Raw genomic sequence first — 12429 nt, 5'->3', positions numbered from 1 at the left:
ATCCAATCCGGGGGGTGGTGGTGTGCCGGGGCTGGTCAGACGTTGCGGCGGTACTGGCCGCCGACCTCGAAGAAGGCGTCGGTGATCTGCTGCAGCGAGCAGACCCGGGCGGCGTCCATGAGGACGGTGAAGACGTTGCGGTCACTCATCGCCGCGTCCTTGAGCGCGGCCAGCGCGGCATGGGCCGTCTCCTGGTGGCGGGCCTGGAAGTCCCGCACCCGCGCCAGCTGGGACTGCTTCTCCTCCTCGGTGGCGCGGGCCAGTTCGATGGCGTCGGGCTCGGCGGTGTCCGCATGCGGGTTGCGGAAGGTGTTGACGCCGATGATCGGCAGGGTGCCGTCGTGCTTGCGCTGCTCGTACAGCATCGACTCGTCCTGGATACGGCCGCGCTGGTAGCCGGTCTCCATCGCCCCGAGCACACCGCCGCGCTCGCTGATCCGCTCGAACTCCTCGAGGACGGCCTCCTCCACCAGATCGGTGAGCTCGTCGATGATGAACGACCCCTGCAGGGGGTTCTCGTTCATCGCCAGACCCCACTCGCGGTTGATGATCAGCTGGATGGCCAGGGCCCGGCGGACCGAGTCCTCGGTGGGGGTGGTGACCGCCTCGTCGTAGGCGTTGGTGTGCAGGCTGTTGCAGTTGTCGTAGATCGCGATGAGCGCCTGCAGCGTGGTGCGGATGTCGTTGAAGTCCATCTCCTGGGCGTGCAGCGAGCGGCCGGAGGTCTGGACGTGGTACTTCAGCTTCTGGCTGCGCTCGTTCGCACCGTACTTCTCCTTCATCGCCACCGCCCAGATCCGGCGGGCGACCCGGCCGAGCACGGAGTACTCGGGGTCCATGCCGTTGGAGAAGAAGAACGACAGGTTCGGGGAGAAATCGTCGATGTGCATGCCCCGGGCGAGGTAGGACTCGACGTAGGTGAAGCCGTTGGCCAGGGTGAAGGCCAGCTGGCTGATGGGGTTCGCGCCGGCTTCGGCGATGTGATAGCCGGAGATGGACACCGAGTAGAAGTTGCGGACCTTGTTGGCGATGAACCACTCCTGGATGTCCGCCATCATCCGCAGCGAGAACTCGGTGGAGAACAGGCAGGTGTTCTGGCCCTGGTCCTCCTTGAGGATGTCGGCCTGCACCGTGCCGCGCACGGATCCCAGCGCGTGCGCACGCAGTTCGGCCGCCTCCTCGGGCGACGGGTCGCGGCCCTCGGCGGTCCGGAACCTCTCGATCTGCTGGTCGATCGTGGTGTTGAGGAAGAACGCCAGGATGGCCGGCGCCGGTCCGTTGATGGTCATGGAGACCGAGGTCGTCTGCGCCACCAGATCGAAGCCGTCGAAGAGCGCCTTCATGTCCTCCAGGGTCGCCACCGACACCCCGGAGGTGCCGACCTTGCCGTAGTTGTCCGGGCGCTCGTCCGGGTCACGGCCGTAGAGGGTGACGGAGTCGAACGCGGTGGACAGCCGGGTGGCCGGCTGGCCCTCGGACAGCAGCTTGAAACGCCGGTTGGTACGGAACGGGTCGCCCTCGCCCGCGAACATCCGCGCCGGGTCCTCGCCATCGCGCTTGAACGGGAACACCCCGGCGGTGAACGGGAAGTGGCCGGGCAGGTTCTCCCGGCGCCAGAACCGCACCAGCTCCCCGTGGTCGGTGAAGCGGGGCAGCGCGACCCGGGGGATCTTGTTGCCGGACAGGGACTCGCGGGTGAGCGTGGTGCGGATCTCCCGGTCCCGTATTTTCACGATCTGCTCGTCGCCGGAGTACGAGGCCACGACGGCGGGCCAGTTCTCGATGCGTTCCGTGACCTCGTGCGGGAGATTCCGGCGGGCGTCCTCGAGCAGCGACCGCACATTCCCGGCGTCGGAGCCGACCTCGACGAGTTCGCCCTCCACCGCCTCCAGCCGCTGCACCCGTCGGGCCGACTCGGCCAGCCGGTCGGTCTCGGCGTGGTACCCGCGGACCAGCTCGCTGATCTCGGCGAGGTAGCGCACCCGCTCCGCCGGAACCACCTGCCGGATACCGGAGGAGTGACGCACATCGACGGGCGCCAGCCGGCCCTCGGTCAGCGGCAGCCCCTTCTCGGCCAGCGTGCCCTTCAGATGCTGGTACAGCGCGGTGACACCGTCGTCGTTGAACGTGGCCGCCGAGGAGCCGTACACCGGCATCTCCTCCGGCCGCATGCCGAACGCCTCGCGGTTGCGGACCAGTTGACGGCCCACATCGCGCAGCGCGTCCTTGGCGCCACGCCGCTCGAACTTGTTGATCGCCACGACGTCGGCGAAGTCGAGCATGTCGATCTTCTCCAGCTGCGAGGCCGCGCCGAACTCGGGTGTCATCACATACATCGAGGTGTCGACGAACGGCACGATCGCCGCGTCGCCCTGGCCGATGCCCGGCGTCTCCACGATCACCAGGTCGAACCCGGCGGCCTTCACCACGTCGATCACATCCGCCAGGTGCTCCGGCAGCTCACGGCTGTTGCGCGTGGCCAGGCTCCGGAAGAACACCCGGTTCCCGTCCAGGGAGTTCATCCGGATCCGGTCGCCGAGCAGCGCACCGCCGCCACGACGGCGGGTCGGGTCGACCGCGATCACCGCGACCCGCAGCTTGTCCTGCTGGTCGACGCGGAACCGGCGCACCAACTCATCGGTGAGCGACGACTTGCCCGAGCCGCCGGTGCCGGTGATGCCGAGCACCGGTGTGACCCGCGCCGCCGCGGCCGCACGCAGCTGTTCCAGGAAGTCCGGGGACAGCTTGCCGAGTTCGGCGCCGGTGATGGCGCGGGCGATCGCGAACCGGTCGCCGGCGAGCAGGGCGGCGATGTCGGCCGGCCTGCCGTCCCACAGGTCGAAGTCGCAGTCCTTGATCACCGAGTTGATCATCCCGGCCAGGCCCATCCGCTGCCCGTCCTCCGGGGAGAAGATGGTCACTCCGCTGCCGCGCAGCCGGTCGATCTCCTCGGGCACGATGACGCCGCCACCACCGCCCACCACCCGGACGTGCTCCGCCCCCTGGGCACGCAGCGACTCCACCAGGTACTCGAAGTACTCCACGTGACCGCCCTGGTAGGACGAGACCGCGACACCGTGCGCGTCCTCCTCCAGCGCCGCGTCCACGACCTCCCGCACCGACCGGTTGTGACCGAGGTGGATCACCTCCGCGCCCTGGGACTGGAAGATCCGCCGCATGATGTTGATCGACGCGTCATGCCCGTCGAACAGCGCCGAGGCGGTGACCAGGCGGACGGGGTGCGCAGGACGGTGCAGATCACTCATGAGGGCCTTCCCAGACAGGTCAGGGCGCTGACTGAAGAGATAGTAGGACGTCCTAGTAAATTACTGGAGGCGGGGGCGGTGTGAAGAGCAGCACAGCCCGCGAGGGCGAGCCGGCCGCATTGACGGTAAGTGAACTCACTTCAGTTCGAAGACTAGATAGGGCACATCGCATCGTCAATCAGTCCACCAGCTCAGGTCCTGTGATTGACGGCACCCCGGGGCCACCTCTAACTTTGAACTCGATTAGGTTCGACCATGCGCCCTTCATGGAGCGTGCCCGGATGGCCCTTCCCCAGAAGTGAGGCGCCGTGACCGCATCACACCCTCCGGCCGCCGCCGCACCGCTGACCCTCGGTTCACTGACCCTGCGCAACCGGCTCGTCGCCACCGCCCACGCCAGCGGTTTCGTACGGGACGGGCTGCCGCTCAGGGGCGACGCCGAGTACTGGGGCCGGCTGGCGGCCGGCGGCGCGGCGCTGCTGATCTGCGGCGGTACGACGGTGGCGCCGGAGTCCGCGCCACGGCAGGGAAACATCCTTCAGCTCCATCGCCCGGAGGCGGTCCAGCCGCTGCGAGCGCGGGTCAACGCCATCCACGCCGAAGGCGCGATCGCCGTCTGCCAGCTTGTCCATCTCGGCCGGGAGACACTCGGCGCACCGTCGTACTACGCACCGGTCGCTCCCTCGGCCGTACGTTCTCCCCGCGAGCCGACAGCGCCGCGCGCCCTGCTCGGCAGCGAGATCGACGATGTGGTGGAGGCGTTCCGCGTATCGTCCGCCCACGCCCTGGCGGCCGGGTTCGACGGGATCGAACTCCACGCCGCCCACGGCTACCTGCTGGAGCAATTCCTCTCGCCACGCACCAACCCGCGCCGCGACGGGCTCGAGGTGCTGGAACGTGTGATCGCCGCGATACGCGGACTGTCGCCCGCCGCACCGCTGGGCGTCCGTCTCAGCGTCGACGCGTCGGAGGACGTGGCACTGAGCCCGGACGAATTGGCCGAACTGCTGCCCGCCGTCGATCCGTTGGTCGACTACGTCAACGTCACCGTCGGCGTACGCACCACATACGTCCGGGACATGGCCACCGAGCGCCCTCCGGTGCTGGACGACCTGGCGCGTCTGCGGTCGCTCATCACCCGGCCGCTCGTTGCGTCGCACGCCTTCCGCACCGCGGCCGCGGTGGGGGACGCCCTCGCGGCCGGAGCCGATCTGGTGGGCATGGCGCGCGCCCTCATCGCCGACCCGGACCTGCCGCGCAAGGTGCTCACGGGACGTGAGACGGAGGTCCGGCCCTGCGTGGCCTGCAACGAGGACTGCCGGACGTTCGACCCGGTACTGCTGTGCGTGGTCAACCCGGACCTCGCACCGCCCGGCGAACCGCGTCGCCCCGCCGCACCGCTGGTGCGCGCATGGGAGCCGCCACGCGTCACCGGACGGCGCGTGGCCGTCGTGGGGGCGGGACCCGCGGGCCTGGAGTGCGCGCTGAGCCTCGCCCGCGCCAAAGTGGCGGATGTCGTCCTCTTCGAGGCCGCCGACCGGCTGGGCGGACAGCTCTCCACGGCGGCCCTGGCGCCCCACCGCGCCGGGTGGGGCGCACTGCTCGGCTTCTACGAACGGACGCTGTCCGCCATGGGTGTCGATGTACGGCTGGGGCGGACCGCGGAGCCGGGCGGTGGACTCGACGCGTTCGACGCCGTGGTGCTGGCCACGGGAGCGGTGGAGACGTCACCGCTGGTCGAGGCCGGGGCGGTGGGGTCGTCGGCCGCGCTGGCGCGGGGAGTCGCGTCCTTGGCCGGTGCCGGCCATGTGCTGGTGGCCGACGATGGATTCGGCTGGTGGCCCGGATGCGATGTCGTGGAACTGGCCGTGGCCGCGGGAGTTCCCCGCATCACCTTCGTCACCCCGGGAACGGCCTTCGCCGGAGCCATCCCGCCCGAGAGCCGCGTCCAGCTGCTGCAACGGCTGTCAGGCACCTGCGACCTGGACATCATGCCGCTGTGCACGGCAACCGGCATCGGCCCCGAGGGCGTCGCCGTCGCTCACCACGCCTCCGGAGGGACCACGACGGTGGCGGCGGACCAGGTCGTCGTCGTGGGGGAACGCCGCCCACGCACCGCCCCGGACTGCGCCAACCCCCTGGTGCTCACCATCGGCGACGCCGTGGTGCCGCGACGTGTCGCACACGCGATCGCCGAGGGCCGGGAAGCCGCCGCGAGAATCGCCTCCGCGCTACGACACGGTATGGCGTCCACGCGGTGAGGGCGCTCCGGCCCCTGGCAATCAGCGCTAGGGCTTGCCATGCACCTTGCCATGCACGGAAACGGCGTAGTTCCCGTCGGTGTAAGGGTCGCGGGACCACGTCGCGTACCTGGCTTCGAGGGTGAGTCCCGCCGCACGGCAGTGCGCGTCGTAGTCGTCCAGTGTGTAACCGCGGTCCAGGGCGAAACCCGCGACGAGACGCCCCGCCGGGCGTACGTGGGCCGCCGCCCCGGCCACCAGGGCCGGTTCCGTTCCCGGCGGGGTGAACAGAGGGACATTGCCCGCCAGCACCACGACATCGAAGGACAACCCCAGGTCGAGGTCGACCAGATCCTGGTGATGCCAGCGGATCTCCGGGGCCAGCCGCCGGGCGGTGGCGAGCATCGACTCGTCGGTGTCCACGCCCACCACGTCGATCCCGTGACGGGCCAGCTCGATGGCCACCCTGCCGGTACCGCACCCCGCGTCGAGGACCGTGGTGGGCCGGAAGGACCGGACCAGCGCGGCTTCACCGTGGATGTCCCCGCCTTCGGCGGCGATGCGGTCAAACCGCGACTGGTACTCGTCACCGTTCCACCTCGTGCTCACGCTCATGCGGCCAGCGTGTCACATGCGTGGGGCAGCGGGGCGATAGCCGGGTGGCGTTCTGGTCTATACCAAGCCCGTCCGTCCCAGTATTCTCATTCCTGGCCAGTAGCACACCATCCCCCCACCCAGGTTGCGTGCTGGCGCGGGCGACGCCCCCTGAACCTGCCCAAGCAGCCAGGTGACCCCCCGATTCACCGCCTCTAGGAGGATCACGGTGAAAGTTCGCACCAGAAGTTCGGCGATCATCGGCACCATCTGCCTCGTCGCTTCCCTCGCCCTGACCACGGCCTCCGCCGACCAGCCCGCCGCCCCACGGCAGGCAGCGGCGAAGGTCGCGCTCAAGAAGGTGGCCACGGCCCAGAATCCGACCGCCGGCGCCGCCGGTCCCGGAGGTACGGTCTGGATTGCCGAGCGCCCGGGCACCGTAAGGGTTCTGGATGATCAGGGACTGGGCGAACCCGTCCTCGACATCTCCGACGAGACCACCACCGACGGCGAGCGCGGCCTGCTGGGCATCGCGTTCGACAAGGAATTCGCGCACTTCTACATCTCGTTTACGAACCTCGAAGGCACCAGCACCGTGGACGAGTTCGCCATGCGGGACGGCAAGATCCAGCCGGACACCCGGCGCACCGTCCTCACCCAGACGCAGCCGTACTCGAACCACAACGGCGGCGACATCAAGTTCGGCCCCGACGGCTACCTCTACATCGCCTTGGGCGACGGGGGCGCGGGTGGCGACCCGCACGGCAACGGGCAGAAACTCGACACGCTCCTCGGCAAGATCCTGCGGATCGACCCGAGCGGCGGCGAGCCGTACGCGATTCCGCCGGACAACCCGTTCGTGGACGACCCGGACGCGAAGGACGAAATCTGGGCGTACGGGCTGCGCAATCCGTGGCGGTTCTCCTTCGACGCGGGCACGGGCGACCTGCTGATCGGTGACGTCGGCCAGAACGACTGGGAGGAGATCGACTGGGCCCCGGCGAACAGCAAGGGCGGCGAGAATTACGGCTGGTCCCAGATGGAGGGCACCCATCCCTTCCGCGGCGGCACGGAGCCCGCGAACCATGTGCCGCCGGTCCACGAATACGACCGCACCAATCTGGGCTGCTCGGTGACCGGCGGCTACGTCTACCGAGGCAACGCGATCCCGGACCTCAAGGGTCAGTACGTGTACAGCGACTACTGCGACGGCACCGTCCGCTCTCTGCAGATGGAGAACGGCAAGGTGACCGGCGCGAACGACCTCGGCGTCAACGGCGGCGAGGTCATCTCGTTCGCGCAGGGCGGCGATGGCGAGCTGTACGTGCTCGCCATAGGCGGCAGCATCTCCCGCATCGACCCGGTGTAACGACAACCGGACGACGCGGCCGAGTGGCGCGTGCCACCGGTTCACGTCGCCGCCCTTCCGCTGCGCTGAAGGGCGGCGACGTGCAGGCTCGCCGGCAGCAGTGCGAGCACAGCCCATCCCTTAGCATCAGCGGAAGGACTGGCATCCCGTCGAAGCCGGGCAGACCGCCACCTTCGACGGCGACGCCCCCACACCTACCGCGGCGACGACGGCGGGACCTGCCATCTGATCATGACCGTCCGCCTCGAAGATCAGGGCCAGAGGAGGTTCATGTCAGGGCGCGCGAAAGAATCCGTCATCCGGGCCCCGGGCATACCGCACCTGCTGATGGTGGTGCTCTGCTGCTTCTCCGGGTTCGCCCTGCTGCTGCCGGTCTCCCCGGCATGGGCGGTCAGCGGAGGAGCGGATGAGTTCGGTGCCGGGCTCGTCACCGCCGTCCTGATGGCCGCCACCGTCCTGGCCCAGCTGTGCGTCAAAGCGGCGCTGCGCGTCCTCGGCTGGACCCGCACCCTCGTGCTCGGATCCCTGCTGCTCGGCCTGCCCGCCCCGCTGCAAGCCCTCAGCGACCACCTGTGGCCCATCCTGCTGACCACGGCCTTCCGCGGAGTGGGCTTCGGCATCGTCACCGTCTGTGGTTCCACCGCCGCGGCCGCGCTGGCCCCGCGCGGACGCCAGGGTGCGGCCATCGGGCTCTACGGCTTCGCGGTCGCCCTCCCCCAGGTCGCCCTCACCCCGGCGGCGCCCTGGCTGGTGGACACGTTCGCCCTCCCCGCGATCATCACGTGCGGCGCACTCCCCGTCCTGGCGCTGCCCTGGACACGATCCCTCGGCCACGTCGTCGAGGCCCGCATCGGCGGCCCCGCGCCAGAGGACAGCCGGCCACGCGATCCCGCCCCCGCGACCACGGTGCTCCGGCGCATCCTGCTCCCGCTCACCGTGTTGCTGCTGGTCACGGCCGCGGGGGGTGCCGTACTCACCTTCGCTCCGCAGTTCACCACCACCCCGGCGCTGGCCGCCACGGCCCTGCTCGCCCTCACCGCCACGGCCGCGGTCTCCCGTTGGGGCTGCGGAGTACTGGCCGACCGGATCGCTCTGCGGCCGATCAGCGGCGTCCTCGCCTCGGCCGCGTGTGCGGGGCTGGCGCTGATCGCCCTGGCCGTGGGATCGGAGAGGGTCCCCGTCCTCGTCCTGCCGGCCGGACTGGTCGTGCTGGGAGCGGCGTACGGAGGGCTGCAGAGCCTCACGCTGGTGCAGGCGTTCACCTACGCGGGCGCGGAGAACCGGCATACGACATCCGTCGCGTGGAACATCGGCTACGACGCGGGCACCGGACTCGGCTCCCTGATGCTGGGCCTGGCGGCCCAAGTGGCCACCTTCTCCACCGGCTTCGCCACGATGTCCGCGGTGATGGCGGTCGTGGCCCTCATGGTTCTCCTCACCGGTGGCCGACCGGCCACCGGCCGCTCGGCGAACGGCCTCCGGCGTACGCAAAGCCGAAAGCGCCGATCGCTCACCGACCGCTAGCAGCCACTCCCCCGCGGGTGTGGGTCACGGGGCCGCGCCCCGGACCGTCGTGGCTCAGCCCAGCGCGTCCATCACGGCGGTGACATAGGCATCCAGCCGCTCCTCCACGGCTCGTGTCGTCAGCTCCGTCCTCCCTGCCTCCCGCCATGGCCGCGACACCAACCGCACTTCTTCCGAGCACGCCAGCCCGTCCCGCACCCGCCAGTACAGCCGCTCGCTCGCGGTCGCGGCCAGCACCCCGCCGGCCTCCTCGTACGCCTCGGCGAACCGCAGACCCCACGCCGGGCCGTGCAGCAGCGCGAGATGGGTGGAACAGTGCGCCACATCGAGATCCGCCGGGCCCCAGGAGGCCCCCGCCCAGTCGACGACGCCGCTGATGCGGGCATCCGCCGGCCGTGACGGCGGCACGTCGAACAGCACATTGCCGGGCTGGAAGTCCCGGTGCAGGAATCGCCCTTCATAGGGCGGCGGGGGCTCGCGGATCACGTCGATGGCCGCGGCCCATACCGCCGCGTCGGCGCCCTTCGGCGTCACGACGGTGTCGGCGGTCGTCAACGCCACGTACTCCCGGGGCCGAACGGCGGGGCGCACCGCGTGGATCGCCACGAGTTGCCGGGCCAGCAGAGGGACGCGCGTCTCCAATCCCTCCTCCTCGAGGACCGTCCGGCCCGCCAGATGTGTCATGAGGAGCGAGGGATATTCGCACTGCGCGGCGGTCGGATCGACGGCGACCAGTCCAGGAGCCGGCACACCGGTCCCCGTGAGCAGGGTCAGGGCGCCGGACTCACGGTGCAGCCAGTCCTCGGCGTGCTCCCTGCCGACGAAGGTCCGCAGCACCAGATGACGGGTGTCTCCGTCCCGCGTGCCGATGGTCAGCCTGCGCATGTCGGCGGTGATGCCGCCGTGCAGCGCCTGGGTTCCGACGATCCGTTCGCCGGCCGCCAGGTGCCGGCTCACCCAGGCCAGTGTCAGCGGTCGGAGGGCCGCCGCCTCATCGTGGTCGGTCACCGTGCCACCTCACCATCCGGACGGTGGCATGCGCGAACGCCCAGCCCATCACCGTTACGCGTCATTCCGCACCGGCGGGTGCCCGGGCAGCGGCGCGCCGCTGCCCGGGCACCCTGGGAGGTGCGGGTCAGCCGCCCTGACCGATGCCGCCGATCGGGCCGACCTTCACCGGGGAGCCGGAGCCGTCCGTGACGGGCAGGGTGCCGCCGCCCGGCCAGTCGAGGGTGACCGACTTCGTCTCGTTCGGCGGGGTCACCACCAGCCCCGTGACGCGGACGCCGGAGCCGCCCGAGTCGTTGATCGGGTAGTTGACGCCGAAGTACGTCGACTCCCCGTCCTTGAGGATGTGCGAGTCGGCCGGCTGACCACTGCGCTTCGCGGACAGCGCCCCCTCGCTGGTCTTCAGGTCGACGCCCGCGAACCCGGAGATCGTGCAGTCCCGGCCGCCGCCGTTCTTCAGCGTCACCGCGACGGTGCCCTCGCCGTCGCCGTCGATGGTGTGGTCCGCCGCCGTGATCTCCAGCTCGTCGGTGCGGCACTTGCCGACCTCGCCGTTCTCGTCGGAGCCGGTCCCGGCGGCCGTGCCCTGCCCGCCGGAGTCCTTCCCGCCGCCCTGGTCCGAACCGCCCGAGCCCGAACCGCCGCCCGAGGAAGACGCACTGGACGCGGACGACGGGTCGCTCTTCCCCGAGCCGTCATCGTCGTTCTGACAGGCCGTGAGCGAGAGACCCGCGGCGACGACCAGGGCCGCGAAGGTGAGCTTGTGAACGCGCATCGTTTCTTCCTCAGTACTGGTTGGGGGGTGCCGCCCGCTCGGTACACGTCGGTACGGGCGAGCGTTTCTGATCAGCAGGAGCCGCCCGGCCCGCCGCACGTTCCGCCCAACCTCCCCCCTGATACAGCCCTGTTACACGAACGCCCGGGCGCGGCCGTTCCTCATTGGGCCTCCCGCACGCGAGGCCCCACGAGGGATCAGACGGTGAGGACGACCTTGCCCCGGAGGTGACCGCCGTCGAGCAGCCGGTGCGCGTCGGCCACGCGCTCGAACGGGAACGTCTCCTGCACATGGACCCGGAGCCGGCCCTGTTCGACGAGTTCGACCAGACCTCGCAGCGCGACCGGATCGGGGTCGACCGCGATACCGCTGAAGCGCATACCGGCCGCCTCGTACCGTGCGATGAGCTCCGCGTCCTCCTCGGCGACCGCCGTGACCAGGTGACCGCCCGGGCGGAGCACGCCGAGCGACCGCTCGGCGGTGTCGCCGCCGATCGTGTCGAGCACGACATCGATATCGCGGACCGCCTCGGTGAAGTCGACCGCCGTGTAGTCGATCACCTCGTCGGCGCCGAAGCCCTCGACGAACTCCCGCTTGCTCCCACTGGCGGTCGCGATCACGTGCGCGCCGAGCGCCTTCGCGATCTGGATCGCGACGTGGCCGACCCCGCCACCACCGCCGTGGACCAGGACCCGGTCGCCCTCGGTCACACCGCCGAGGTCGACGAGGCCCTGCCACGCCGTCAGCCCGACGACCGGCAGCGCCGAGGCCTCTCCATGCGAGAGCGCGGCCGGCTTGCGTACCAGGTGCAATGCCGGCGCCGACACCACCTCGGCGTACGCGCTCGCCGCCCGCGGGAACAGCGGCATCCCGAACACCTCGTCGCCGGGCCTGAACCGATACGTCAGCGACCCTTCCTCGACCACGCCGCTGATGTCCCAGCCGAGGACGAACGGCGGCCGGCCGAGCAGCGGGGGGAACTCGCCGGCACGCAGGAGCGCCTCCAGCGGGTTGAGCCCGATCGCCTTGACGCGGACGAGAACCTCGGTCGGGAGGGGCTGGGGCTCGGGCGCGTCCACGATGGTGAGCACCTCGGGACCGCCGAGCGTCTGCTGGGTGATGACTCGCATGACTCTCCTGGCTCGGGAGGGGGGAGAGAACCCAGGCTAGGTTTCCTATAGGAACCGGCAGGTGCCTCTGGCGGAGGTACCTTTGGCGCCATGAGCGGTTTCGGTCCCGGCGGTCCCTTTCTCGCCGACTGCCCGGCGCGTCTGGCGGTCGAGCTCATCGGCGACAAGTGGACGGCGGTGGTGCTCTACGGCCTCAGCCGGGGCCCGGTGCGCCATGGCGAGCTGATCGAGCTGATCGGCGGCATCTCCCGCAAGGTGCTCACCCAGACCCTCCGACGGCTCGAGGCGCATGGCCTGATCCGCCGCCACGCCTACGCCGAGGTGCCGCCGCGCGTCGAGTACGAACTCACCCCGCTCGGGGCGACGCTGATCGATCCGATCCACATGCTGACCGAGTGGGCGATGGCGAACGGCGAGGCGGTGCTCGACGCGCTCGACGCCGACCCCGAGCCGGTCGCCCCCGGCGAACCGGGCCCTCGCTAGCGCGCTGGGCATCCTCTCCGCTCCGCCACTCCTCGGTATC

At 70.4% G+C, this 12429-nt stretch carries 9 protein-coding genes; 4 read left to right on the top strand and 5 right to left on the bottom strand.

From position 1 onward, the window contains the following. Nucleotides 1–35: 35 nt before the first annotated feature. Nucleotides 36–3266 carry a fused isobutyryl-CoA mutase/GTPase IcmF gene (gene icmF / locus J8403_RS34865; protein ID WP_211126619.1) on the bottom strand — a complete coding sequence of 1077 codons (3231 nt, stop codon included), beginning with the start codon at nucleotides 3264–3266 and terminating at the stop codon, nucleotides 36–38. A gap of 308 nt (nucleotides 3267–3574) precedes the next feature. Here icmF and J8403_RS34860 point away from each other — a divergent pair, with 308 nt between their 5' ends. Then, a complete protein-coding gene (locus tag J8403_RS34860) occupies nucleotides 3575–5527 on the top strand; it encodes an oxidoreductase (protein ID WP_211126618.1) in 1953 nt (650 codons plus the stop codon). Between the two features lie 27 nt (nucleotides 5528–5554). Here the strand turns inward: J8403_RS34860 and J8403_RS34855 are convergent, their stop codons facing one another. After that, on the bottom strand, nucleotides 5555–6121 hold the full coding sequence (locus J8403_RS34855) for a class I SAM-dependent DNA methyltransferase (protein WP_211126617.1): 567 nt from the start codon (nucleotides 6119–6121) through the stop codon (nucleotides 5555–5557). A 208-nt stretch (nucleotides 6122–6329) separates the two neighbouring features. Between J8403_RS34855 and J8403_RS34850 the strand changes: the two genes are divergently transcribed. Continuing rightward, nucleotides 6330–7469 (top strand): PQQ-dependent sugar dehydrogenase, encoded by a 1140-nt coding sequence (locus tag J8403_RS34850; protein WP_211126616.1) that lies wholly within the window; start codon nucleotides 6330–6332, stop codon nucleotides 7467–7469. Nucleotides 7470–7739: 270 nt separating this feature from the next. Next, nucleotides 7740–8993, top strand: a complete 1254-nt coding sequence (locus J8403_RS34845) for an MFS transporter (protein ID WP_211126615.1) — start codon at nucleotides 7740–7742, stop codon at nucleotides 8991–8993. 54 nt (nucleotides 8994–9047) lie between these two features. Here the strand turns inward: J8403_RS34845 and J8403_RS34840 are convergent, their stop codons facing one another. The 3 genes from J8403_RS34840 to J8403_RS34830 all read right to left on the bottom strand — a co-directional run bounded on the left by J8403_RS34840 (nucleotide 9048) and on the right by J8403_RS34830 (nucleotide 11906). After that, a complete protein-coding gene (locus J8403_RS34840; RefSeq protein ID WP_211126614.1) occupies nucleotides 9048–10001 on the bottom strand; it encodes a phosphotransferase family protein in 954 nt (317 codons plus the stop codon). A 127-nt stretch (nucleotides 10002–10128) separates the two neighbouring features. Further along, nucleotides 10129–10776, bottom strand: a complete 648-nt coding sequence (locus tag J8403_RS34835) for a DUF4232 domain-containing protein (protein ID WP_211126613.1) — start codon at nucleotides 10774–10776, stop codon at nucleotides 10129–10131. A gap of 197 nt (nucleotides 10777–10973) precedes the next feature. Further along, nucleotides 10974–11906 (bottom strand): NADP-dependent oxidoreductase, encoded by a 933-nt coding sequence (locus tag J8403_RS34830; protein WP_211126612.1) that lies wholly within the window; start codon nucleotides 11904–11906, stop codon nucleotides 10974–10976. A 90-nt stretch (nucleotides 11907–11996) separates the two neighbouring features. On the opposite strand from J8403_RS34830, the gene J8403_RS34825 reads away from it, so the two are divergent. Next, the gene (locus tag J8403_RS34825) at nucleotides 11997–12389 is read left to right on the top strand and encodes a winged helix-turn-helix transcriptional regulator (RefSeq protein ID WP_211126611.1); all 393 of its coding nucleotides are present in this window, start codon (nucleotides 11997–11999) and stop codon (nucleotides 12387–12389) included. The last annotated feature ends 40 nt before the right edge of the window (nucleotides 12390–12429 follow it).

This window comes from Streptomyces yatensis (assembly GCF_018069625.1).
Lineage (GTDB): Bacteria > Actinomycetota > Actinomycetes > Streptomycetales > Streptomycetaceae > Streptomyces > Streptomyces yatensis.
The sequence above is the reverse complement of the archived record's forward strand: the minus strand, read 5'-3'. Positions and strand labels throughout refer to the sequence as shown.